Source organism: Streptomyces sp. NPDC031064 (assembly GCF_055570965.1).
In genome coordinates this window covers 1,580,608-1,603,755 of the sequence record NZ_JBVIGF010000001.1, presented here as the reverse complement: position 1 = coordinate 1,603,755, position 23,148 = coordinate 1,580,608, and the positions used below count along the sequence as shown (strand labels likewise).

Annotated in this window: 18 protein-coding genes and 2 pseudogenes; 16 read left to right on the top strand and 4 right to left on the bottom strand. The window is 72.8% G+C overall.

Features of this window, described 5'->3' with window-relative positions; genetic code table 11:
- Window positions 1-81 precede the first annotated feature (81 nt).
- The 9 genes from ACZ46W_RS06695 (at window position 82) to ACZ46W_RS06655 (ending at window position 9,708) form a co-directional block, all read left to right on the top strand.
- Entirely contained in the window at window positions 82-762 is a 681-nt protein-coding gene (locus tag ACZ46W_RS06695) for a response regulator (RefSeq protein ID WP_366129610.1), read from the top strand.
- 144 nt (window positions 763-906) lie between these two features.
- Window positions 907-3,753, top strand: a complete 2,847-nt coding sequence (locus tag ACZ46W_RS06690) for a DNA translocase FtsK (protein WP_468332286.1) — start codon at window positions 907-909, stop codon at window positions 3,751-3,753.
- Window positions 3,754-3,960: 207 nt separating this feature from the next.
- Entirely contained in the window at window positions 3,961-4,875 is a 915-nt protein-coding gene (locus ACZ46W_RS06685) for a helix-turn-helix domain-containing protein (RefSeq protein WP_468332283.1), read from the top strand.
- A 435-nt stretch (window positions 4,876-5,310) separates the two neighbouring features.
- Window positions 5,311-6,789, top strand: a complete 1,479-nt coding sequence (gene rimO / locus ACZ46W_RS06680; protein WP_468332280.1) for a 30S ribosomal protein S12 methylthiotransferase RimO — start codon at window positions 5,311-5,313, stop codon at window positions 6,787-6,789.
- On the top strand, window positions 6,786-7,460 hold the full coding sequence (pgsA, locus tag ACZ46W_RS06675; protein WP_468332277.1) for a CDP-diacylglycerol--glycerol-3-phosphate 3-phosphatidyltransferase: 675 nt from the start codon (window positions 6,786-6,788) through the stop codon (window positions 7,458-7,460). Before rimO ends, pgsA begins: the two co-directional genes overlap by 4 nt.
- Window positions 7,457-7,993 (top strand): CinA family protein, encoded by a 537-nt coding sequence (locus ACZ46W_RS06670; RefSeq protein ID WP_468332274.1) that lies wholly within the window; start codon window positions 7,457-7,459, stop codon window positions 7,991-7,993. The genes pgsA and ACZ46W_RS06670 overlap by 4 nt, the downstream gene beginning before the upstream one ends.
- A 94-nt stretch (window positions 7,994-8,087) precedes the next feature.
- Window positions 8,088-8,471 (top strand): helix-turn-helix domain-containing protein, encoded by a 384-nt coding sequence (locus tag ACZ46W_RS06665; RefSeq protein WP_019889909.1) that lies wholly within the window; start codon window positions 8,088-8,090, stop codon window positions 8,469-8,471.
- Window positions 8,472-8,645: 174 nt separating this feature from the next.
- The gene (locus ACZ46W_RS06660; protein ID WP_366129616.1) at window positions 8,646-9,131 is read left to right on the top strand and encodes a Dps family protein; all 486 of its coding nucleotides are present in this window, start codon (window positions 8,646-8,648) and stop codon (window positions 9,129-9,131) included.
- 301 nt (window positions 9,132-9,432) lie between these two features.
- Complete coding sequence (locus ACZ46W_RS06655; protein ID WP_468332271.1) at window positions 9,433-9,708, top strand: hypothetical protein; 276 nt, start codon at window positions 9,433-9,435, stop codon at window positions 9,706-9,708.
- Here ACZ46W_RS06655 and ACZ46W_RS06650 read toward each other — a convergent pair.
- From ACZ46W_RS06650 to ACZ46W_RS06640, 3 genes are all read right to left on the bottom strand, one after another.
- The gene (locus tag ACZ46W_RS06650; RefSeq protein WP_468332268.1) at window positions 9,656-10,420 is read right to left on the bottom strand and encodes an SDR family NAD(P)-dependent oxidoreductase; all 765 of its coding nucleotides are present in this window, start codon (window positions 10,418-10,420) and stop codon (window positions 9,656-9,658) included. The two genes, ACZ46W_RS06655 and ACZ46W_RS06650, sit on opposite strands and share 53 nt — an antisense overlap.
- A gap of 50 nt (window positions 10,421-10,470) precedes the next feature.
- A complete protein-coding gene (locus ACZ46W_RS06645) occupies window positions 10,471-11,289 on the bottom strand; it encodes an Fpg/Nei family DNA glycosylase (protein WP_468332265.1) in 819 nt (272 codons plus the stop codon).
- 342 nt (window positions 11,290-11,631) lie between these two features.
- Window positions 11,632-16,263 carry an ATP-dependent helicase gene (locus tag ACZ46W_RS06640; RefSeq protein ID WP_468332262.1) on the bottom strand — a complete coding sequence of 1,544 codons (4,632 nt, stop codon included), beginning with the start codon at window positions 16,261-16,263 and terminating at the stop codon, window positions 11,632-11,634.
- A gap of 101 nt (window positions 16,264-16,364) precedes the next feature.
- Between ACZ46W_RS06640 and ACZ46W_RS06635 the strand changes: the two genes are divergently transcribed.
- From ACZ46W_RS06635 to ACZ46W_RS06625, 3 genes are read left to right on the top strand one after another with little or no spacing between them, the layout of a single operon-like run.
- Complete coding sequence (locus ACZ46W_RS06635; RefSeq protein WP_468332259.1) at window positions 16,365-17,237, top strand: AraC family transcriptional regulator; 873 nt, start codon at window positions 16,365-16,367, stop codon at window positions 17,235-17,237.
- A gap of 9 nt (window positions 17,238-17,246) precedes the next feature.
- On the top strand, window positions 17,247-18,002 hold the full coding sequence (locus ACZ46W_RS06630) for an AzlC family ABC transporter permease (RefSeq protein WP_468332256.1): 756 nt from the start codon (window positions 17,247-17,249) through the stop codon (window positions 18,000-18,002).
- Complete coding sequence (locus ACZ46W_RS06625; protein WP_468332253.1) at window positions 17,999-18,307, top strand: AzlD domain-containing protein; 309 nt, start codon at window positions 17,999-18,001, stop codon at window positions 18,305-18,307. The genes ACZ46W_RS06630 and ACZ46W_RS06625 overlap by 4 nt, the downstream gene beginning before the upstream one ends.
- A gap of 36 nt (window positions 18,308-18,343) precedes the next feature.
- On the opposite strand, the gene ACZ46W_RS06620 is transcribed toward ACZ46W_RS06625, so the two are convergent.
- Window positions 18,344-19,252 (bottom strand): hypothetical protein, encoded by a 909-nt coding sequence (locus ACZ46W_RS06620; RefSeq protein ID WP_468332250.1) that lies wholly within the window; start codon window positions 19,250-19,252, stop codon window positions 18,344-18,346.
- 79 nt (window positions 19,253-19,331) lie between these two features.
- Between ACZ46W_RS06620 and ACZ46W_RS06615 the strand changes: the two genes are divergently transcribed.
- The 4 genes and pseudogenes from ACZ46W_RS06615 to recX all read left to right on the top strand — a co-directional run.
- Window positions 19,332-19,526 (top strand): DUF3046 domain-containing protein, encoded by a 195-nt coding sequence (locus tag ACZ46W_RS06615; protein ID WP_468332247.1) that lies wholly within the window; start codon window positions 19,332-19,334, stop codon window positions 19,524-19,526.
- A gap of 362 nt (window positions 19,527-19,888) precedes the next feature.
- Window positions 19,889-21,040 carry an AI-2E family transporter gene (locus tag ACZ46W_RS06610; protein WP_468332498.1) on the top strand — a complete coding sequence of 384 codons (1,152 nt, stop codon included), beginning with the start codon at window positions 19,889-19,891 and terminating at the stop codon, window positions 21,038-21,040.
- A 207-nt stretch (window positions 21,041-21,247) separates the two neighbouring features.
- A pseudogene (gene recA / locus ACZ46W_RS06605) lies at window positions 21,248-22,171 on the top strand (recombinase RecA); the annotation flags it as partial.
- Between the two features lie 85 nt (window positions 22,172-22,256).
- Window positions 22,257-22,952: pseudogene (gene recX, locus ACZ46W_RS06600) on the top strand (recombination regulator RecX); the annotation flags it as partial.
- Window positions 22,953-23,148: the final 196 nt, after the last annotated feature.

The following is a 23,148-nucleotide window of genomic DNA, read 5'->3' as shown; positions in this document are numbered from 1 at the left end:
ACCGGCACAAGGACGGACGGCGCAAGGGAGTCGTCCCCTGGGGCGGCGCCCGGCCAACTGCCGGGGCGAGGAGGACGGGCCATGGTGCAGAAGGCCAAGATCCTCCTGGTCGATGACCGACCGGAGAATCTGCTGGCGCTGGAGGCCATCCTCTCTGCGCTCGATCAGACGCTGGTGCGGGCATCGTCAGGGGAGGAAGCGCTCAAAGCGCTGCTGACGGACGACTTCGCGGTCATTCTGCTGGACGTCCAGATGCCAGGTATGGACGGTTTCGAGACCGCCGCGCACATCAAGCGTCGGGAACGGACACGGGACATCCCGATCATCTTCCTGACGGCGATCAACCACGGCCCGCACCACACCTTCCGGGGGTACGCGGCGGGCGCCGTGGACTACATCTCCAAGCCCTTCGACCCCTGGGTGCTGCGCGCCAAGGTCTCGGTCTTCGTCGAGCTGTACATGAAGAACTGTCAGCTCCGCGAGCAGGCCGCCCTGCTGCGCCTCCAGCTCGAAGGCGGCGGCCAGGGCGGAGCCGTCAAGGAGTCGCCCGGTCTCCTGGCGGAACTGTCCGCGCGGCTCGCGGCAGTTGAGGAGCAGGCGGAAGCGCTGTCCAAACAGCTCGACGACGACTCGGCGGACGCCGCGGCCGTCGCCACCGCCGCGCACCTGGAGCGCAAGCTCACCGGCCTGCGCCGGGCGCTGGACGCGCTCGAACCGGGCACCGGGGGCGGCGGCTCGCCCACGCTGCCGGCGCAGAACTGACGTCTTCTCATAGGCTCTGCCCATGGGTTCGGCCGCTTACCGGTTGAGCGGGCGTCAGCTTCTCGCACCCAACCGGAACGACACGAACGGGTGAAGCGGTGGGCACACGTGTCCACCGCGCCCCACACCGGTAACCTCACCCCCATGGCCTCACGTACGTCCGGCAAGGGTTCCCCAGGCACGGCGGGCACCGCGAAGCCGCGCGCCGGCCGTACGACCGGCGCTGCGAGCGCCGCCAAGAAGGCGGCCCCGGGGAAGCCTCCCGCCAAGAAGACCGCCTCCGCTGCGAAGTCCGCCAAGAAGGCGCCCGCCAGGCCCGCCAAGAAGGCGGCGGCCAAGAAGCCCGCCCCGAAACCCGCGCCGTCGCCCACCGGGGGCGTGTACCGGCTCGTGCGCGCCCTGTGGCTGGGCCTCGCGCACGCGGTCGGCGCCATGTTCCGGGGCATAGGGCGCGGCGCCAAGGGGCTCGACCCGGCGCACCGCAAGGACGGCCTGGCCCTGCTGCTGCTCGGCGTCGCCCTGATCGTCGCCGCCGGCACCTGGGCCAACCTGAAGGGACCGGTCGGCGACCTGGTCGAGATGCTCGTGACCGGCGCCTTCGGCCGGCTCGACCTGCTCGTGCCGCTCCTCGTCGGCGCGATCGCCGTCCGGCTGATCCTCCACCCCGAGAAGCCCGAGGCCAACGGCCGGATCGTCATCGGGCTGTCCGCGCTCGTCATCGGCGTGCTCGGCCAGGTCCACATCGCGTGCGGCTCGCCCGGGCGCGACCAGGGCAGCGAGGCGGTGCGGGACGCGGGCGGGCTGATCGGCTGGGGCGCCTCCAAGCCGCTGATCTTCATGATGGGCGAGGTCCTCGCCGTCCCCATGCTCGTCCTCCTCACCGTCTTCGGGCTGCTCGTCGTCACGGCCACGCCCGTCAACGCCATCCCGCAGCGGCTGCGGGCGCTCGGCGCACGCCTCGGGATCGTCGAGCCCGGCGTACGGGAGGTGACCGAGGACGACGAGCGGTACGACGACCAGTGGCGCGAGGCACTGCCCGCCCGGTCGCGGCGGCGCGGTGCCGGAGCGGGTGCCGGTGCCGGTGCTGGGGCGTACGACCCCGACGGGGCCGAGGAGGAGGCGCTCACCCGGCGCAGGCGGCCCCGCAAGACGGCTGCCGCACCCCCCGAGCCGGCCGACTTCGACCGGCCCATGGACGCCGTGGACGTCGCCGCGGCCGCGGCCGCCGCGCTGGACGGTGCGGTACTGAACGGCATGCCGCCCTCGCCGCTGGTCGCCGACCTGACGCGGGACGTCACGGGCGACCGTGGGCGGGACGCACGGGAGGCGAGGAGCGGCCGGCCGGCCAGGGGCGGCGACACCGGCTCCGTACCCCCCGCGCGGGAGCCCGGCCGGGACTCCGCCCGGGAGGCGGGGACGCCCGGCGGCCTCGTACCGGACCTCACCAAGCCCGCACCCGTCCGCGACGAGCCGGAGGGGCTGCCGCCGCGCGCCGAGCAGCTCCAGCTCGCCGGGGACATCACGTACGCCCTGCCCTCACTGAACCTGCTGGAGCGCGGCGGGCCCGGCAAGACCCGCAGCGCCGCCAACGACGCGATCGTCGCCTCGCTGACCACGGTCTTCTCGGAGTTCAAGGTCGACGCGGCCGTCACCGGCTTCACGCGCGGCCCGACGGTCACCCGGTACGAGGTGGAGCTCGGCCCGGCCGTGAAGGTCGAGCGGATCACGGCGCTGACCAAGAACATCGCGTACGCCGTCGCCAGCCCCGACGTACGGATCATCTCGCCGATCCCGGGCAAGTCCGCCGTCGGCATCGAGATCCCCAACACCGACCGCGAGATGGTCAACCTCGGCGACGTGCTGCGGCTCGCGGACGCCGCCGAGGACGACCACCCGATGCTGGTCGCGCTCGGCAAGGACGTCGAGGGCGGCTACGTGATGGCCAACCTCGCGAAGATGCCGCACATCCTGGTCGCCGGTGCGACCGGCTCCGGCAAGTCGTCGTGCATCAACTGCCTGATCACGTCCGTGATGATAAGGGCGACCCCCGAGGACGTCCGGATGGTGCTCGTCGACCCCAAGCGGGTCGAGCTGACCGCGTACGAGGGCATCCCGCACCTGATCACGCCCATCATCACCAACCCCAAGCGGGCCGCCGAGGCCCTCCAGTGGGTCGTGCGCGAGATGGACCTGCGGTACGACGACCTCGCGGCGTACGGGTACCGGCACATCGACGACTTCAACGCCGCCGTACGGGCCGGCAAGGTCGAGCCGCCGCCGGGCAGCGAGCGCGAACTCCAGCCCTACCCCTACCTGCTGGTCATCGTCGACGAGCTGGCCGACCTGATGATGGTCGCGCCCAGGGACGTCGAGGACGCCATCGTCCGCATCACCCAGCTCGCGCGGGCCGCCGGCATCCACCTGGTGCTCGCCACCCAGCGGCCCTCGGTCGACGTCGTGACCGGCCTCATCAAGGCGAACGTGCCGTCCCGGCTCGCCTTCGCCACGTCCTCGCTCGCCGACAGCCGGGTCATCCTGGACCAGCCGGGCGCCGAGAAGCTGATCGGCAAGGGCGACGGCCTGTACCTGCCCATGGGGGCCAACAAGCCGATCCGTATGCAGGGCGCCTTCGTGACCGAGGACGAGGTCAAGGCGGTCGTCAGGCACTGCAAGGAGCAGATGGCGCCGGTCTTCCGGGACGACGTCACGGTCGGGACGAAGCAGAAGAAGGAGATCGACGAGGACATCGGCGACGACCTGGACCTGCTGTGCCAGGCCGCCGAGCTGGTCGTCTCCACGCAGTTCGGCTCCACCTCGATGCTCCAGCGCAAGCTGCGCGTCGGCTTCGCCAAGGCGGGCCGGCTGATGGACCTGATGGAGTCGCGCAACATCGTCGGACCGAGCGAGGGATCCAAGGCGCGGGACGTCCTTGTCAAACCGGATGAGCTGGATGGAGTACTCGCTGTCATCCGTGGGGAGTCGGACTCGTAGGACTCTCACTCGTTAGGGAACTGTGAGCAACCGTTTCCCCCTCTTGTACGTCAAGTTGGAGGGAGGGGCGGAAAATAGTTGTCCCGCCCCTCGGACGCGCGGCCATTCCGATGGCGTACAAAGTGCGTCCGCCCGGTTGCTCCACCCTTTCGTACCACCCATAGACTGAACCTCCAGCAGGTGGTTACACGCTCGAAAGGCGCCCCCGTGTCCATCGGCAACTCCCCCGAAGACGACCGGCCTTCGACCCCCGACGACGCTCTCCCGGACGCTCCCGGGGCTCCGGACGCCTCCAAGGTCCCGGACGCTCCCGAGGCTCCGGACGTCCCGGACGCTCCCGAGGACGCCCGGCCCTCGATCGGCCGTGTACTGCGGCAGGCACGCACCGACGCCGGCCTGACGGTCGAGGAGGTCAGCACCTCCACCCGCGTCCGCATCCCGATCGTCCACGCGATCGAGGACGACGACTTCACGCGATGCGGCGGCGACGTGTACGCCCGTGGCCACATCCGTACGCTCGCGCGTGCGGTCGGGCTCGATCCCGTCGCCCTGGTCGAGCAGTACGACGCCGAGCACGGCGGCCGTCCCGCGCCGACGCCCGCCGCGCCGCTGTTCGAGGCCGAACGCATCCGCCCGGACCGGCGGCGGCCCAACTGGACGGCCGCCATGGTCGCCGCGATCGTCGCGGTGATCGGGTTCGTCGGCTTCACCATGTTCAACGGTGACGGCGGCGGCTCCCGCAGCAACAACGTGGCCGAGGGCCCGGCTCCGGCGCAGAAGCCCACCAGCAAGCCGAAGCCGCCCAAGGTGGTCGCCCCGCCGCCCGCGCCGTCGGAGAGCGCCATCGCGGCGGCGCCCAAGGACAAGGTCACGGTCCGGTTGACCGCGACGGACGACAAGAGCTGGATCTCGGCCAAGGCGCGCGACGGCAAGCTGCTGTTCGACGGGCTGCTGCTCAAGGGCGACACCAAGACGTTCCAGGACGACGAGCGGCTGGACCTCATCCTGGGCAACGCCGGGGCGATCGAGCTGTTCGTGAACGGCAAGAAGGTCGAGGACGAGTTCGAGGCCGGCCAGGTCGAGCGCCTGTCGTACACGAAGGGCGACCCGCAGGTCGGCTGACCGCCGCCGTGCCCGTGCCGTGCCCGTGCCGTGCCCGCCGTATCTGGCGTGTACGGGCCGCTCGGGCGCCTCGGGGCCGCTCGGATGCCGCCGGGCCTGCTCGCGGGCATCCGGCCGCTCGGGCGCGCCTGGGCTGCTGGGGCGCGCCTGGGCTGCTCGGGCGCCCCGGGGCCGCCGCGCCTGGGTGGCGGGTGCGGGGCGTTGTCCGGCGGGGGCGCGGGGTGCGAGGTGACGGGTGCGGGGCACTGGGGCGCCGTGGCGGGCGCTTTCGAGGCGCTGTGGGGCGGCCTGGGGCGCCGCGGCGGGCGGCGTGGGGCGGCGGACCACTGGGTCGGGTGGTTTACGGACGGGGCATCGGGGGTGGCCCCGGACAGCCGCCAGGGGTGTGACCCCTGAGCGGCGGGGGTGTCGCTGGGACAAAGTAGTCTTGAGTCCATGCCCGAACGCCGTACCGTCGCCCTTGTCACTCTTGGCTGCGCCCGTAACGAGGTGGACTCGGAGGAGCTCGCAGGCCGCTTGGCAGCGGACGGCTGGGAGCTCGTCGAGGAAGCCGCCGACGCGGACGTCGCGGTCGTCAACACCTGTGGCTTCGTCGAGGCCGCCAAGAAGGACTCCGTCGACGCCCTGCTCGAAGCCAATGACCTCAAGGACCACGGCCGCACCCAGGCCGTGGTCGCCGTGGGCTGCATGGCCGAGCGGTACGGCAAGGAGCTCGCCGAGGCGCTGCCCGAGGCCGACGGGGTGCTCGGCTTCGACGACTACGCCGACATCTCCAGCCGCCTCCAGACCATCCTGAGCGGCGGCAGCGTGGAGGCCCACACCCCGCGCGACCGGCGCAAGCTTCTCCCGCTCAGCCCCGTGCAGCGGCAGCAGGCCGCCGCCGAGGTGGCCCTGCCGGGCCACTCCCAGGAGCCCGCGCCGGCCCCGCAGGACCTGCCCGAGGGCGTCGCCCCGGCGTCCGGGCCGCGTGCCCCGCTGCGCCGCCGGCTCGGCACCAGCCCGGTCGCCTCGGTGAAGCTCGCCTCCGGCTGCGACCGCCGATGCTCGTTCTGCGCCATCCCGTCCTTCCGCGGCTCCTTCGTCTCCCGGCGCCCCAGCGACGTCCTGGGCGAGACGCGCTGGCTGGCCGAGCAGGGCGTGAAGGAGATCATGCTGGTCTCCGAGAACAACACCTCGTACGGGAAGGACCTCGGCGACATCCGCCTCCTGGAGACCCTGCTGCCGGAGCTGGCGGCGGTCGACGGGATCGAGCGCGTACGCGTCAGCTACCTCCAGCCCGCCGAGATGCGGCCCGGGCTCATCGACGTCCTGACGTCGACCGAGAAGGTCGCGCCGTACTTCGACCTGTCCTTCCAGCACTCGGCTCCCGACGTGCTGCGCTCCATGCGGCGCTTCGGGGACACCGACCGGTTCCTGGAGCTGCTGGACACCATCCGGGGCAAGGCGCCCCAGGCCGGTGTGCGGTCCAACTTCATCGTCGGCTTCCCCGGCGAGAGCGAGGAGGACTTCGCGGAGCTGGAACGCTTCATCACGCACGCCCGTCTCGACGCCATCGGCGTCTTCGGGTACTCGGACGAGGACGGTACGGAAGCCGCCACGTACGAGAACAAGCTGGACCAGGACGTTGTCGACGAGCGGCTCGCCCACCTGTCCCGGCTCGCCGAGGAGCTGACCGCCCAGCGTGCGGAGGAGCGGCTCGGCGAGACCCTGGAAGTACTGGTCGAGTCGGTGGACGAGACGCCGGACGGGGACGGCGCCGTCGGCCGCGCCGCGCACCAGGCGCCCGAGACCGACGGCCAGGTGGTCTTCACCTCGGCCGCGGGCCTGGTGCCCGGCCGTATGGTCTCGGCCAAGGTCGTCGGCACGGAGGGCGTCGACCTGCTGGCCCAGTGCCTTGAGGAGGCGGGCAGATGACCGGAGCCCCGGCATCCGCGGCGGGCGGTACGGGTAGGCCGGCGCCCGGCGGCAAGCTGGGCGCTGCGGCCGTCAATCAGGCCAGCCTGTGGAACATCGCCAACATCCTCACCATGGTGCGGCTGGTGCTCGTGCCGGCCTTCGTAGTGCTCATGCTCCAGGACGGCGGGTATGACCCGGCCTGGCGGGCCTGGGCGTGGGCGGCGTTCGCCGTCGCCATGATCACCGACATCTTCGACGGTCACCTGGCGCGCGCGTACAACCTGGTCACGGACTTCGGGAAGATCGCCGACCCGATCGCCGACAAGGCGATCATGGCGGCCGGACTGATCTGCCTCTCGGCGCTCGGGGACCTGCCCTGGTGGGTGACCGGAGTGATCCTCTTCCGTGAGCTGGGCATCACGCTGATGCGGTTCTGGGTGATCCGGCACGGAGTCATTCCGGCCAGTCGCGGCGGCAAGATGAAGACCCTGGCGCAGGGCACGGCGGTCGGGATGTACGTTCTGATGCTGACCGGGCCGCTGGCGACACTGCGCTTCTGGGTGATGGCGGTGGCCGTCGTGCTGACGGTCGTCACCGGCCTCGACTACGTGCGGCAGGCGGTGGTGCTGCGACGTCAGGGACTCGCCGCGGAACGGGCGGAGCGCTCCCGGAGGGAGTCGGGGCGATGAATCCGGCGGTGCGGGCTCTCGCTCTCCTTGCGGAGAGTAACCAGACGGTCGCCGTCGCGGAGTCACTCACGGGTGGTCTGGTGGCGGCGGAGCTGACGTCCGTGCCCGGGGCCTCGAAATCGTTCCTGGGGTCGGTCACGGCGTACGCGACCGCGCTGAAGCAGGACCTGCTCGGCGTCGACGGCGCCCTGCTGGCGCAGCGCGGAGCCGTCGATCCCGAGGTCGCGTTGCAGATGGCGGCAGGTGTACGGGCCCGGCTCGGGGCCGGATGGGGGATCGCCACGACGGGCGTCGCGGGGCCCGAACCGCAGGACGGGCAGCCCGTGGGCACGGTGTACGTGGCCGTCTGTGGGCCGGACGGCGGGCCCCTGGGTGCGGGGAAAGTCGCCGCACTGCGATTGAACGGCGACCGTGCGGAAATCCGTAGAGAGAGTGTACGGAGCGTGCTGGAACTGCTCGCGGACCAACTCTCGGAGAACGCGCGGGCACAGGATACGGAACAGAACGGGGGGAACGGATGTTTGCAGCCCTGAGTGAACACGTCATCGCTCCCCGCACGGCCGCAGCGCGAGGCGGTACGGTGGGGCGTGAAGGATGCGGCTACACGGTCCGAGGAGGGAGCCACCGATGATTCTGCTCCGTCGCCTGTTGGGTGACGTGCTGCGTCGGCAGCGCCAGCGCCAGGGCCGTACTCTGCGCGAAGTCTCCTCGTCCGCCCGAGTTTCGCTCGGCTATCTCTCCGAGGTGGAGCGGGGGCAGAAGGAGGCTTCCTCCGAGCTGCTCTCCGCCATCTGCGACGCGCTTGACGTACGGATGTCCGAGCTCATGCGAGAGGTGAGCGACGAGCTCTCGCTGGCTGAGCTGGCCGAATCGGCAGCGGCGAGTGAGCCGGTGCCGGCACCAGTACGCCCGATGCTCAATTCTGTGTCCGTGACGTCGGTGGCGGGTGTGCCGACGGAGCGGGTGACGATCAAGGCGCCCGCGGAGGCGGTGGACGTCGTCGCCGCCTGACGCTCTCGCTTTTTTGGGAGCGTACGTGGGAGCACACGTTTTGGGCTGAGCCCCGGTCGGGTACCCGAATGGCCGACCGGGGCTTTCGTTTACCCCGAATGCCCGTTTTAGGTCGTATGTGCAATGGTGGTCGGGCGTGCGCTCCCGCCGCACGCCGGGAACGGAGGATTCGGAATGTCTGTCGTGAAGAGCCCGCTGTCCGACGCCGACCTGAAGGTGGTCGGCGAAGCCCTGCAAGGCGCACTGGTGGACGCGGTGGACCTGTCCCTGGTGGCGAAGCAGGTGCACTGGAACGTGGTTGGGCCGCGTTTCCGGTCCATCCACCTTCAGCTCGACGAGGTCGTGGCCACTGCCCGCCAGCACTCCGACGTCATGGCGGAGCGCGCCTCGGCGCTGGGTGTCACCCCGGACGGGCGAGCCGGCACGATCGCGTCCAGCACGGCGATCAAGAACGTGCCGACCGGCTGGATCAAGGACGACGAAGCCGTGCGCATCATGGTCGACGCGCTCGTGACCGTGATCGGGCGGATGCGTGAGCGGATCGAAGAGACCGACAAGCCCGACCCGGTGACGCAGGACCTGCTGATCGAGCTCACCGCGGACCTCGAAAAGCATGCCTGGATGTTCCAGGCGGAGAGCCGCCAGGCGGACAACCCGTAGCGAGTCCACAGGCACCGGAGGCGTCGGCAGGCGTCGGAGGTGTCGGCGGGCTCCGGAGGTGTTGGCGGGCTCCGGGAGTGTCGGCGGGCTCCGGAGGTGTTGGCGGGCTCCGGGGATGTCGACGGGCTCCGGGGTTGTCGACGAGCGTGGCGATGCCGGCAAGTACGGAGACGGAGACGAGCACGGAGATGGATCGGACGGGAGGGTGTACCGCGGCGCCCGGCGTGCGCCGGAGGCGCGCAACGGTACGCCCTCCCGTCATGTGATCGTCCCGGTCTAGCGTCGACCGGAGGAGGCGGCCATGGTACGGCGACGGGTTCCCCTGCCGGCGCTCGCGCTCGCGCTGGTGCTGGGCGGGCTGTGGTGGTGGGCGGTGCTGAGACTGGCGCTGGCACCAGGGCAGGCCGGACTCCTCGAGGGCACCATGGCGGCGGGCGGCTGGGGGCTGAGCCTGTTGCCCGTACACGTGGCCTCGGCCCGTACCGCCCGGACCACCCGTACCGCTCCGCGTTGCGCCGTGCCGTCTACCAGGGCATGGCTACGCCGCCGTTGGGGCGGAGGATCTGACCCGTCGTGAAACGTGAGGCGTCGGAGGCCAGGTGGAGGACCGTGTGGGCGATGTCCTCCGGCTCCCCGACCCGGCCGAGTGGGGACATTCGCACCATCCCCGCCTCGACCCGCCGCTGCTGCTCGGCTTCATGGCGCTGCGTCATGGGCGTACGGACCCAGCCGGGCGCGACGGCGTTGACACGGATGCCGTGCGGTCCCAGCTCGGTGGCGAGGGTCCGGGTGAGCTGGACCACGGCGGCCTTGGCCGCGCTGTAGCAGAGCAGGCCGGGGCTCGCCGCGTCCACCGCGCCGGACGCCATCGTGACGATGGAGCCGGGCACGCCGTTCGTGATCATGGAGCGGGCCGCCTCCTGGCCCGCGTACAGGACGCCCTTGAAGTTGACGGCGAACACGCGGTCGAGGTCCTCGTCCGTCGTCTCCAGGACCGTGCTGGTGTGCATCACGCCCGCGATGGCGGCCATGACGTGGAGGGCGCCGGCGTCCTCCACGGCGGCACGGAGGGCGGCGTGGTCGGTCACGTCCAGGGTGTGCGTGTGGGCCGTGCCGCCCTGCTTCCCGATCAGCGCGCGTGTGCCGTGCAGGCCCACCGCGTCGCGGTCCGCGCAGTGAACGGTGGCGCCCGCCTCGGCGAGCAGGATGGCGGTCGCGCGGCCGATGCCGCCCGCGGCCCCGGTGACGAATGCGGTGCGGCCGGTGAGGTCGTACGCCGGGAGTGGCATGCCGGGACGGTACGACGTGATCTGACGGATCGTCAATTGGCCGTCGGTCTTCAGAGGGCGGGAGGGGCCGGGTCCGGTCCGGGGCCCGACTGGCAGCCCGGGCACCAGTAGGAGATACGGTCCCGTCCGGTCTCCTCCTTGCGGCGGATGGGGGTGCCGCAGCGGTAGCAGGGCTGGTTCTTGCGGCCGTAGACGTAGAGCTTGCGGTCGGGGCGGTCGGTGGTGGTGATCGTGCGGCGGTCGAAGCGTTCCTTGTTGGCCTCCAGGAGGCGGTGCGCGGTGGCGATCAGCCGTTCGGGAACGCCGGGCGGGAGTTCGCCGACCGGCAGCCAGGGCGTGACCCGGGCGAGGAAGGCGAGCTCGCACTTGTAGACGTTGCCGATGCCCGCCAGATTCCGCTGGTCCAGGAGCGCTTCGCCGAGCGGGCGGGCAGGGTCGGCGCACACCCTGCGCACCGCCTCCTCGAAGTCCCAGTCCGGACCGAGCAGATCGGGCCCGAGATGGCCGACGACGGACGGCTCGTCCTTGGTGCGGATCAGGTCCAGGACGGGGAGTCGGTAGCCGACGGCGGTGTGGGTGGTGGTTCCGAGGATGGCCCGGATCTGGTGGCCGGGGCCCCCGCTCCAGCGTTCCTCGGGTGCGTAGACGCGCCAGGCGCCGTCCATCTGGAGGTGGGAGTGGAGGGTGAGGCCGCCCTCGATGCGGGTGAGGAGGTGCTTGCCGCGCGGGGTGACGTCGAGCAGCGTCCGCCCGGTGAGGTCGGCGGTGGCCAGGCGCGGAACCCGCAGGTCGGAGCGGGTCAGCAGTTGGCCCGCGAGGGCTGTGTGCAGGCGCCGGGCGGTCAGCCAGACGGTGTCTCCTTCGGGCATGGGTCCATGATGCGGGAGGACAGGGCTCCGAGGGCGGGGCCGGGCGTGTGGGGCGGCTCCGTGGTGCGGGGGCTGTTCTTCGGGTCCGACGACGGGCTCTCGGGGGGTGTGGGGCGAGGGTTGTGGGGCTCCGGGTGTGGGTCGGCGGCGTGGGCCGGGGTGTGGGGCTGCGGCACGGGGTGCGGGCTCGCGGTGTGGGGCTGGGCTCGCGGTGGGGGCTCGCGGTGTGGGGCTGGGGCACGGGGTGGGGGCTTGGGGGCGGGCGCTTGGGGCCCGGGCCTGTCCGAGCCTCCCGGGCCTCCCGGGCCTCCCGGCCCGGGAGGCCCGGGACGTCCGGGCGCCCTAGGCGCGGAGGCGGAGGCCTCTCGGTGTCGCGTGGAAGCCGGCCGCCTCCAGGGAGCGGGAGAGGGGCGAGGTGAGGGCGGCGGCGCCGTTGATCCGCTCGACCGTGACGGTGCCCAGCGAGCCCGCGCGGGCGGCCGCCGCGAGGGCGTCGGCGGCGGCATGGAGCGCCGGGTCGTCCGGGTCGGTGGGCCAGGACAGCAGGGTCTTGCCGCCGCGCTCCATGTAGAGCGTGAGCTCCCCGTCGACGAGGACCACGAGGGCGCCCGCCTTGCGGCCGGGTTTGTGGCCGGCGCCGGTGGGGGGCTCGGGCCAGGACAGTGCCGCGCCGTACGCGTTGGCCGGGTCGGCGGCGGCGAGGACGACCGCGCGCGGGGCGGCCGCGGCGTCGGCGCGGTCGCGGGCCGTGGCCGCCGCGCGGAGCCGGTCCACGGCGCCGTCCATCGCGAACTGGGCGGCTCCCAGCCCCTCGACGACATAGCCGCGGCGGGCCTGGCCGCTGTCCTCGAAGGCCGACAGGACGCGGTACGTCGCCGAGAACCCGCCCTCCACGCCCTCTGCGGCCACCGCGCCGCGCGTGACGACGCCGTGCCGGTCCAGCAGGGTGCGTGCCAGGGCGTGGGCGCGGTGGGTGGGCTCCGGCTCGGGCGGCGGGAGGAGCGACCAGCGGCCGCTGACGGTGGGCGGGCCGGAGCGGGACGCGGGGCGGCCGGCCGGGCGGGCGGCGGCGGTCAGCGTGCCGTACCGGCCGCGGGGGACCGTGCGCTTGGCGCGGTGGGCGGTGGAGCCCGCCGTACGGCCTGAGCCGAGCAGGGAGCGCAGCGGCGCCAGGGTGTCGTTGGTCAGCCGCCCGGACCAGGCCAGGTCCCACAGGGCGTCGGCGAGCTGGGGGTCGGTGGCGTCGGGGTGCGTGGTGGCGCGGACCTGGTCGGCGATCTGCCGGAAGAACAGGCCGTAACCGCCGGAGAGGGCGGTCAGGACCGACTCGTGGAGGGCGGTGAGCTCCAGCGGGTGCGGCGGTGGGAGCAGCAGGGGCGCGGCGTCGGCCAGGTAGAGCGACACCCAGCCGTCCTTGCCGGGCAGGGCACCCGCGCCGGCCCACACCACCTCGCCGGTGGTGGTCAACTCGTCGAGCATGGCCGGGCTGTAGCCGGAGACGCGGGAGGGCAGGATCAGCTTTTCGAGGGCGGAGGCGGGCACCGGGGCGCCCTGGAGCTGTTCGATGGCGCGGGCCAGCCCGTCGATGCCGCGCAGGCTGTTGCTGCCCAGGTGCTGCCACTGGGGCAGGAAGGTGGCGAGCGCGGCCGGGGGGACCGGCTCCAGCTCGTGGCGGAGGGCGGCCAGCGAACGGCGGCGCAGCCGGCGCAGCACGGCCGCGTCGCACCACTCCTGGCCGATGCCGGACGGGTGGAACTCGCCCTGGACGACACGGCCGGCGGCGGCCAGGCGGTGCAGGGCGCCGTCGGTGACGGCGACGCCGAGACCGAACCGGGCGGCGGCCTGGGCGGACGTGAACGGCCCGTGCGTGCGCGCGTACCGCGCGAGGAGGTCGCCGAGCGGGTCCTTGACCGGCTCGGTGAACGCCTCCGGGACGCCGACCGGCAGGGCGGTGCCCAGGGCGTCGCGGAGCCGCCCCGCGTCCTCGACGGCCGCCCAGTGGTCGGCGCCCGCGACCCGGACCCGGATGGCCCGGCGGGTCGTCGCCAGGTGCCGGGGCCACTCGGGGTCGGCGCCGCGCTCGACCAGCTCGGCGTCGGTGAGGGGGCCGAGGACGCGCAGCACGTCGGCGACGCCCTCCACGTCCTTGACGCGGCGGTCCTCGGTCAGCCACTGGAGCTCGCTCTCCAGCTCGGTCAGGACGTCCGCGTCCAGCAGCTCGCGCAGCTCCGCCTGGCCCAGCAGCTCCGCCAGGAGCCGCGAGTCCAGGGACAGCGCGGCGGCCCGCCGCTCGGCGAGCGGCGAGTCACCCTCGTACAGGAACTGCGCCACGTAGCCGAACAGCAGTGAGCGGGCGAACGGGGACGGCTCGGGTGTCGTGACCTCGACCAGCCGGACGCGGCGGGACTCGATGTCGCCCATCAGCTCCCTGAGCCCGGGGACGTCGAAGACGTCCTGGAGGCATTCGCGGACCGCCTCCAGGACGATGGGGAACGACCCGAACTCGCTGGCCACCTGGAGCAGTTGGGCGGCGCGCTGGCGCTGCTGCCACAGGGGCGTGCGCTTCCCCGGGTTGCGGCGCGGCAGCAGCAGGGCGCGGGCCGCGCACTCGCGGAAACGGGAGGCGAACAGCGCCGAGCCGCCGACCTGGTCGGTGACGATCTGGTCGACCTCGCCCTTGTCGAACAGGACGTCGGCGGCGCCGACCGGCGCCTGGTCGCCGTCGTACTCCAGGCCCGGGGCGGCCGGGTCCTGGTCGAGCAGGTCCAGGCCCATCAGGTCCGCGTCGGGAAGCCGCAGCACGATGCCGTCGTCGGCGTGCATCACCTGGGCGTCCATGCCGTACCGCTCGGTGAGCCGGGCGCCCAGCGCCAGCGCCCACGGGGCGTGCACCTGCGCGCCGAACGGCGAGTGCACCACCACCCGCCAGTCGCCCAGCTCGTCGCGGAACCGCTCCACCAGGATGGTGCGGTCGTCCGGCACATGGCCGCACGCCTGACGCTGCTCGTCCAGGTACGCCAGGACGTTGTCCGCCGCCCAGGCGTCCAGGCCCGCCGCCAGCAGGCGCAGCCGCGCGTCGTCCGGCGCCAGCGAGCCCACCTCGCGGAGGAACGCGCCCACCGCACGGCCCAGCTCCAGCGGGCGGCCGAGCTGGTCGCCCTTCCAGAACGGCAGCCGGCCCGGCACGCCCGGGGCGGGGGAGACCAGCACCCGGTCGCGCGTGATGTCCTCGATGCGCCACGAGGACGTGCCCAGGGTGAACACGTCGCCGACCCGCGACTCGTACACCATCTCCTCGTCCAGCTCGCCGACCCGCCCGCCGCCCTTCTTCGGGTCGGCGCCCGCCAGGAACACCCCGAACAGGCCCCGGTCGGGGATCGTCCCGCCGGAGGTGACGGCCAGGCGCTGCGCCCCCGGGCGGCCCGTCACCGTGCCCGCGACGCGGTCCCACACCACGCGCGGGCGCAGCTCGGCGAACGCGTCGGACGGATAGCGCCCGGCGAGCATGTCCAGGACGGCCGTGAACGCCGATTCGGGCAGCGAGGCGAACGGCGCGGCCCGCCGGACGACGGCGAGCAGGTCGTCGAACTGCCAGGTGTCCAGGGCGACCATGGCGACGAGCTGCTGGGCCAGCACGTCCAGCGGATTGGCCGGGATCCGCATCGACTCGATGGAGCCGGAGCGCATCCGTTCGGTGACCACTGCCGCCTGCACCAGGTCGCCCCGGTACTTGGGGAACACCACGCCCGTCGACACGGCGCCCACCTGGTGCCCGGCGCGGCCGACGCGCTGGAGGCCGGAGGCCACGGACGGCGGCGACTCGACCTGGACGACCAGGTCGACCGCCCCCATGTCGATGCCCAGCTCCAGGCTGGAGGTGGCGACCACGGCGGGCAGCCGGCCCGCCTTGAGGTCCTCCTCGACCAGGGCCCGCTGCTCCTTGGAGACCGAGCCGTGGTGCGCCCGCGCCAGCAGCGGCGGGGCGCCCTTCGCCGCGCCGGACTGGGCCATCACCTCGGCGGGGGACTGGTCCTCGGGGAGGGCCTCTCCGGTGGCCCGCTCGTAGGCGATCTCATTGAGCCGGTTGCACAGACGCTCGGCCAGCCGCCGGGAGTTGGCGAAGACGATCGTCGAGCGGTGGGCCTGGACGAGGTCGGCGATCCGCTCCTCGACATGCGGCCAGATCGACGGCCGCTCGGCCTGGTCCGTGTCCGTCGCGGGGGAGCCCCCGAGCTCACCCAGGTCCTCGACCGGGACGACCACCGACAGGTCGAACTCCTTGCCGGAGGGCGGCTGGACGATCTCCACCTTCCGCTGGGGCGACAGATAGCGGGCGACCTCGTCCACCGGCCGGACCGTCGCGGACAGCCCGATACGGCGGGCCGGGCGTGGCAGCAGCTCGTCGAGCCGCTCCAGGGAAAGCGCGAGGTGGGCGCCCCGCTTCGTGCCCGCGACCGCGTGCACCTCGTCCAGGATCACCGTCTCGACGCCGGACAGGGCGTCCCGCGTGGCGGAGGTGAGCATCAGGAACAGCGACTCGGGCGTGGTGATCAGGATGTCCGGCGGCCGGGTGGCGAGCGAGCGCCGCTCGGCGGCCGGGGTGTCGCCCGAGCGGATGCCGACCCGCACGTCCGGCTCCGGCAGGCCGAGGCGGACGGACTCCTGGCGGATGCCGGTCAGCGGACTGCGCAGATTGCGCTCGACGTCGACCGCGAGCGCCTTGAGCGGAGACACGTACAGCACGCGGCAGCGCTTCTTGGCGTCGGCCGGCGGCGGTGTGGACGCGAGTCGGTCCAGGGAGGCGAGGAACGCGGCCAGCGTCTTGCCGGACCCGGTCGGGGCCACGACGAGGACGTCCGAGCCCTCGCCGATGGCCCGCCAGGCACCTTCCTGGGCCGCGGTGGGCGCGCGGAAGGCCCCCGTGAACCAGCCGCGGGTCGCGGGGGAGAAGGTATCGAGCGCAGTCCTGGCCATGCCCCCCATCGTGCACCCCGCCACTGACAATCCGGCGCGGCGGCGCTGTCCGCACCGTGGACGCTCAGGTCAGCGGCGTGCGCGGGACGCAGAATGGAGGAATGGCGAGCAGGCGGGGGCGGGAGAGCGAAGGCGAATGGGCCCGGCACTGGCAGTACCCCGGCGTGCCCGGGCTCGACCTGCTCCGCGCCCGCTACGTACGCCATTCCTTCACCCGGCACAGCCATGAGGGGTTCGTCCTCGGCGCCGTGCGGCGCGGGGTCGAGGACGTGGTCATGCCCGAGGGCACCATCCGGGCCCGCCCCGGCACCGTAGTCATGATCAACCCCGAGGTGCCGCACTCCGCGCACGCCGGGGTGCCCGAGGGCTGGTCCTACGCGACCCTCTACCCGTCGTCGGCGCTCGTCGCCGCGATCGCGGAGGAGGAGACGACCCTGCGCGGCACCGCCGGCTTCGCCGAGACCATCGTCGAGGACGAGGACACCGCCCGGCTCATCAGCGCCGTGCACCGGGCGGCCGAGGAAGGCAACGCGCTGGCCGCCGACAGCCTCCTCCGGGTGGCCGTCGCGCGCCTGCTGCGCCGCCACGGCCAGTCGCTGCCCCGGCGCCGCCCGGTCGACGCCGGGGCCCGCACGGCCGCCCTGGCCAGGGAACTCCTCCAGCAGCGCATGGCCGACCCGCCGTCCCTGGACGAGCTGGCACGGGAGTTCGACACCAGCCCCTTCGCCCTGTTGCGCGCCTTCAAGGCCGCCTACGGCATGCCCCCGCACACCTGGCTGACCAACGCACGCGTGCGTACCGCCCGCCACCTGCTGGAGTCCGGCACGTCCCCGGCCGCTGCCGCCGCCGCGGTCGGCTTCACCGACCAACCCCACCTCAACCGGCACTTCACCCGGATCGTCGGGGTGCCGCCGGGCGCCTACCAGCGCGAGCGCGCAAGAACGTACAAGACCGGGGAGCCCCCGGGTTCGTAACGTCGGGGCGTGGCAGAACAGACAGCACTCGAACAGACAGCACTCGTGGAAGCGGGCCCACCGGCCGCGGCCAAGCCCGACCGGGCCGTCGTACGTGACGCGCTCGGCGTCGGCGTGGCCGTCGGACTCTCCGGCTTCGCGTTCGGCGTGACCTCGGCCGGGGCGGGGCTCGGCCTCCTCCAGACCTGCGCGCTCAGCCTGCTCGTCTTCACCGGTGCCTCGCAGTTCGCGCTCGTCGGGGCGCTGGCGGCGGGCGGGAACCCGTTCACCGCCGCCGCGGGCGCGTTCTTCCTCGGCACCCGTAACGCCTTCTACGGGCTGCGGCTGTCACAGCTCCTCGCCCTGCGGTGGTCGGTGAGGCCGTTCGCCGCCCACTGGGTCATCGACGAGACGGCGGCCGTGTCGCTCGCCCAGCCGGACCGGCGGGCCGCCCGCATCGGCTTCACCGTCACCGGACTCACCCTCTATGTGCTGTGGAACCTGACCACGCTCCTCGGAGCGCTGGGCGCCGAGGCCATCGGGGACACGAACGCGTGGGGACTGGACGCCGCGGGGCCCGCCGTCTTCCTCGCCCTGCTGGCGCCCATGCTGCGCACGACCACCGAACGGGCCGTCGCCGCGTTCGCCGTCGTCCTGGGCCTCGGCTTCCTGCCGGTGCTGCCCGCCGGGGTGCCGGTACTGGTCGCGGCACTCGCCGCGCCCGTCGTGCTGTGGCACCAGGGACGTAAGACCGGCCGTGCGGACGCGGAGGGGACGGACCGTTGAACATCTGGATCGCCATAGGCCTGACCGCCGCCGGCTGCTACCTCCTGAAGCTGGTCGGCCTCCTGGTGCCCGCCGGGGCGCTGGAGCGGCCGCTCGTGCAGCGGCTGGCGGCGCTGCTTCCCGTCGCCCTGCTGGCCGCGCTGACCGCACAGCAGACCTTCAGCACCAACAGCGCGCTCGTGGTGGACGCGCGGGGAGCCGGTCTGGCCGCGGCGGCACTCGCCCTGGTGCTGCGGGCCCCCTTCCTGGTCGTGGTCGCCGCCGCGGTCGTGGTGACGGCGGGGGTACGGGCCATCGGGGGCTGAGGGCAGGGCCATGACCGTACGCTCGGCGGGCGGCGGTCAGCCGCCGATGCGGCGGCCGTGCGCCCGCAGCGTGCGCAGCGCCTCGATCGTCACGACCGGACGCGACTCCAGGGCCGTGCCCGGCGCCCACTGGCGCCACCTGACCGGCCAGCCGCCGTCCTCCTCCTGGTCGGCCGCGAGGTGGTCCAGGGAGCGGGCCATCTCCTCGTCCGTGAACCAGCGCCGGGCGAGCGAGTCCGGCACGCGCGCGTAGTCGTGCGGGAAGTGGTGCTCGTCCGGGGCGTAGCCGGGCGCGACCGGATACTCGTCGAGGTGGTCGGGGTCCAGCACCGCCAGCCGCTGCTCCCGCACCAGGCGGCCGAGCCGGTCCGCGACGGCCTCCGCGCGGGCACGGTCCGGAACGCCGTCCAGGAACGCGACGGCGGCCTGGATCTCGTACGGATGCGACTTCTCCAGCGCCTCCACGGCGGCCCAGCAGAAGTCCGTGGCGCGGAACAGCCACGCGTGCCACACCTGGTTGCGGTGGAGCACCCCGACGACCGGGCCGGTCGCCAGCAGCTCGCTCGGCGGATCGTCCACGACCGGCATGAACGGCGCGACCGGATAACCACGGATCGAGGGGTGGAGGGCCGGGAGGGCACCGTCGTGCGTGGACACCCCCGTCAGGTAGCGGCAGACGCGCTCCACGCGCAGCCCGCCGCAGCGGCCGATGGAGTCCAGCACCCGCAGCGCGTGCGCGGTGTGCAGCGGCTGGCTGACGGGCCCGCGCAGATCCGGCTCCAGGGCGTGGCCGTAACCCCCGTCCTCATTGAGGTACGCGTTCAGGGCGGCCTCCACGGGGTCGGCGCCACCACCCAGGAAGTGGTAAGCGAACCGCCGCTGTTCGAGCACGCGGGCCGTCAGCCAGATGAAGTGCTCGGCGCGCGAGAGGGGAGTTCCAGCCATGTTCCGACCGTAGGGCGGAAAGGGCTTTCGGCAAGCGGCGTGGACAGGGCTGCACTCTCAGGAGCGGGATACTCGAGGCATGCGGTTGACGATTTTCTGGGAGCGGATGGCGGACCACTTCGGTGAGGTGTACGCCGAGTCCTTCGCTCGGGACCATGTCATGTCCGAGCTGGGCGGCCGGACGGTGTACCAGGCGCTGGAGGAGGGGTGGGAGGCCAAGGACGTGTGGCGCGCGGTCTGCGCGGCCGTGGACGTGCCCGCGGACAAGCGGTGACGCGGTGGTGGGGCGCCGCGGTGATGGTGTGACGCGATGCTCCCCGGGCTGACCGCCCGCTTGTCACCGCCGTACGCGAGACTTGCTGCGTGGCCCCGACTGACGAGACCGAGACGACGACCACCGAGCCGGTGACCGGCGACCCCGCGTCACCGGCCGCCCACGCGGTCCCCGTGCCGCCGAGCAGGACGGCAGAGCCGGCGACGACCACGACGACCGCGTCCACGTCCGCGACGGCCGGGCCGACCGCGTCCGCGCCGACCGCGTCCGCGCCGACCGCGTCCGGGCCGACCGCGTCCGCGTCGGCCGGGGGCGGCTCGGCCGGCGGCGCGCCGACCCGGGGAGGGGCTCCCGCCGCCCGCATGCCCCGCTGGCTCCCGAAGGCCATGGTCCTGGCGCTCGCCCTGTACGCCTGCTTCCAACTGGGCAGTTGGGCGTTCCACCAGCTCATCGGCCTGCTGATGAACATCCTCATCGCGTTCTTCCTGGCGCTGGCGATCGAACCGGCCGTGGGGCGGATGGCCGCCCGGGGGATGCGCCGCGGCCTCGCCACCTTCCTGGTCTTCTTCGCCGTCCTGGCGGCGAGCATCGGGTTCGTCGTGCTGCTCGGCTCGATGCTGGCCGGCCAGATCGTGGAGATCGTCGAGGACTTCCCCCGGTACCTCGACTCGCTGATCAACTGGATCAACCGCACCTTCCACACCGAGCTGTCCCGGGTCGAGGTCCAGGACAGCCTGCTGCGCTCGGACTGGCTGCGGAAGTACGTCCAGAACAGCGCGAGCGGAGTGCTGGACGTCTCCGCGACCGTGCTCGGCGGGCTGTTCAAGCTCCTGACGATCTTCCTGTTCTCGTTCTACTTCGCGGCGGACGGCCCGAGGCTGCGCCGGGCCCTGTGCTCCGTCCTGCCGCCCGCCAAGCAGGCCGAGGTGCTGCGCGCCTGGGAGATCGCCGTGGACAAGACCGGCGGCTACCTGTACTCGCGCGGTCTGATGGCGCTCATCTCGGGCGTCGCCCACTACGTCCTGCTGGAGTTCCTGGGGGTGCCGTACGCGCCCGCGCTGGCGGTCTGGGTGGGCCTGGTCTCCCAGTTCCTGCCCACCATCGGCACCTACCTGGCGGGCGCCCTGCCGATGCTGATCGCCTTCACCGAGAACCCCTGGTACGCGCTGTGGGTGCTGGCGTTCGTCGTGGTGTACCAGCAGTTCGAGAACTACGTGCTGCAGCCCAAGCTGACCGCGAAGACCGTCGACATCCACCCGGCCGTGGCCTTCGGGTCGGTCGTCGCGGGCACCGCGCTGCTCGGCGCGGTCGGCGCGCTCATCGCGATCCCGGCGGTCGCGACCCTCCAGGCGTTCCTCGGCGCGTACGTGAAGCGGTACGACGTGACGGAGGACCCGCGCATGCACGGCCACCGGCGGCACGGGGAGGCCGTGCTGGACCGTGTGCAGCGGGCGCTGCGGGCGAAGAAGGAGAAGGAGCTGGGCCACGCGGTGCCGCCCGCGGACGGCTCCTGACGCCACGCCGCGAGGTGCGGTGTGGCTCGCTTGACAGCAAAATCGAACATCCATTCTTATGGGGGTTCCGGCCCGGAATTACGGGGGCGACGAGGTGTCGGCCGCTGAGTTATCCACAGGTCGGAGGGACGTCGGGGCCCATTGTCAGTGGCAGGGGTTAGCGTCTTTGACGTGAAGCGATCGACTCAAGCAAACCGGGTGGAACCCATGGCAGGAACCGACCGCGAGAAGGCGCTCGACGCCGCGCTCGCACAGATTGAACGGCAATTCGGCAAGGGCGCAGTGATGCGCATGGGCGAGAGGTCGAGGGAGCCCATCGAGGTCATCCCGACCGGCTCGACCGCGCTCGACGTCGCGCTCGGCGTCGGCGGCCTGCCGCGCGGCCGTGTGGTGGAGATCTACGGCCCGGAGTCCTCCGGTAAGACGACCCTGACCCTGCACGCCGTGGCCAACGCGCAGAAGGCGGGCGGCCAGGTCGCGTTCGTCGACGCGGAGCACGCCCTCGACCCCGAGTACGCGAAGAAGCTCGGTGTCGACATCGACAACCTGATTCTGTCCCAGCCGGACAACGGCGAGCAGGCCCTGGAGATCGTGGACATGCTGGTCCGCTCCGGTGCGCTCGACCTGATCGTCATCGACTCCGTGGCCGCGCTCGTGCCGCGTGCGGAGATCGAGGGCGAGATGGGTGACTCGCACGTGGGTCTCCAGGCCCGTCTGATGAGCCAGGCGCTCCGGAAGATCACCAGCGCGCTGAACCAGTCCAAGACCACGGCGATCTTCATCAACCAGCTCCGTGAGAAGATCGGCGTGATGTTCGGCTCGCCGGAGACCACGACCGGTGGCCGGGCGCTGAAGTTCTACGCCTCGGTGCGTATCGACATCCGCCGGATCGAGACGCTGAAGGACGGCACGGAGGCGGTCGGTAACCGCACCCGCTGCAAGGTCGTCAAGAACAAGGTCGCGCCGCCGTTCAAGCAGGCCGAGTTCGACATCCTGTACGGCCAGGGCATCAGCCGCGAGGGCGGCCTGATCGACATGGGCGTCGAGCACGGCTTCGTGCGCAAGGCGGGCGCCTGGTACACGTACGAGGGCGACCAGCTCGGCCAGGGCAAGGAGAACGCCCGCAACTTCCTGAAGGACAACCCCGACCTCGCCAACGAGATCGAGAAGAAGATCAAGGAGAAGCTGGGCGTCGGCGTCCGGCCCGAGGCCCCGGCGGCGGAGCCCGGCACGGACGCGGCGGGTGCGGCGGGCGCGGCGGCCGCCGACGAGCCGGCGAAGTCGGTCCCGGCTCCGGCGGCCAAGGCCACCAAGGCGACCAAGACCGCGGCCGCCAAGGCCTGACCCCGTGGTCCGGCGCACCGAATGGCCGGGCGACAGCGACGACTCGTCGAGGGCCGAGAAGGAGCTGTCGCCCCAGGATCCGGCTGAGCGGGCGCGGGCGATCTGCCTGCGCCTGCTCACCGGGACCCCGCGCACCCGCAAGCAGCTCGCGGACGCGTTGCGCAAACGTGAGATTCCGGACGAGGTCGCCGACGAGGTCCTCTCCCGCTTCGAGGACGTCGGCCTGATCGACGACGCGGCCTTCGCGGGCGCGTGGGTGGAGTCCCGGCACCACGGCCGGGGTCTGGCCCGCCGCGCGCTCGCATGTGAATTGCGCACCAAGGGGGTGGACGCCGAGCTGATCGACGAAGCGGTGGGTCAGCTCGACTCCGAGCAGGAGGAGGAGACGGCCCGCGAGCTGGTGGCCCGCAAGCTCCGGGCGACCCGCGGCCTCGACCGCGACCGCCGCCTCCGCCGCCTCGCGGGCATGCTCGCCCGCAAGGGCTACCCGGAGGGCATGGCCCTACGAGTGGTGCGCCAGGCGCTGGCGGAAGAGGGCGAGGACGTCGAAGACCTCGACGCCCTCTGAACGGCCGGGCCCGCTCAGGGGGCGGCCAGTGCCGGGCGGCCTCCCCGCCGGTGGGCTTGTGCCGCCCGGGCTCCGCGCCCAGCGGTCCGGGGTCCGGTGGGCTCACCCCCGCCTGGATGCCAGCCCCATCTCCCCGCACCTGGAAGCGCCCCAGGCCCGGCTGGCCCGCCCCTGGGGCCTCCCGCTCACGGCGCCA

Bases quoted from the DNA above. Each gene is read 5' to 3' on its own strand.
- ACZ46W_RS06695 (WP_366129610.1), top strand. From the start codon at position 82: ATGGTGCAGAAGGCCAAGATCCTCCTGGTCGATGACCGACCGGAGAAT.
- ACZ46W_RS06690 (WP_468332286.1), top strand. From the start codon at position 907: ATGGCCTCACGTACGTCCGGCAAGGGTTCCCCAGGCACGGCGGGCACC.
- rimO (WP_468332280.1), top strand. From the start codon at position 5,311: ATGCCCGAACGCCGTACCGTCGCCCTTGTCACTCTTGGCTGCGCCCGT.
- pgsA (WP_468332277.1), top strand. From the start codon at position 6,786: ATGACCGGAGCCCCGGCATCCGCGGCGGGCGGTACGGGTAGGCCGGCG.
- ACZ46W_RS06670 (WP_468332274.1), top strand. From the start codon at position 7,457: ATGAATCCGGCGGTGCGGGCTCTCGCTCTCCTTGCGGAGAGTAACCAG.
- ACZ46W_RS06665 (WP_019889909.1), top strand. From the start codon at position 8,088: ATGATTCTGCTCCGTCGCCTGTTGGGTGACGTGCTGCGTCGGCAGCGC.
- ACZ46W_RS06660 (WP_366129616.1), top strand. From the start codon at position 8,646: ATGTCTGTCGTGAAGAGCCCGCTGTCCGACGCCGACCTGAAGGTGGTC.
- ACZ46W_RS06655 (WP_468332271.1), top strand. From the start codon at position 9,433: ATGGTACGGCGACGGGTTCCCCTGCCGGCGCTCGCGCTCGCGCTGGTG.
- ACZ46W_RS06650 (WP_468332268.1), bottom strand. From the start codon at position 10,420: ATGCCACTCCCGGCGTACGACCTCACCGGCCGCACCGCATTCGTCACC.
- ACZ46W_RS06645 (WP_468332265.1), bottom strand. From the start codon at position 11,289: ATGCCCGAAGGAGACACCGTCTGGCTGACCGCCCGGCGCCTGCACACA.
- ACZ46W_RS06640 (WP_468332262.1), bottom strand. From the start codon at position 16,263: ATGGCCAGGACTGCGCTCGATACCTTCTCCCCCGCGACCCGCGGCTGG.
- ACZ46W_RS06635 (WP_468332259.1), top strand. From the start codon at position 16,365: ATGGCGAGCAGGCGGGGGCGGGAGAGCGAAGGCGAATGGGCCCGGCAC.
- ACZ46W_RS06620 (WP_468332250.1), bottom strand. From the start codon at position 19,252: ATGGCTGGAACTCCCCTCTCGCGCGCCGAGCACTTCATCTGGCTGACG.
- ACZ46W_RS06615 (WP_468332247.1), top strand. From the start codon at position 19,332: ATGCGGTTGACGATTTTCTGGGAGCGGATGGCGGACCACTTCGGTGAG.
- ACZ46W_RS06610 (WP_468332498.1), top strand. From the start codon at position 19,889: ATGCCCCGCTGGCTCCCGAAGGCCATGGTCCTGGCGCTCGCCCTGTAC.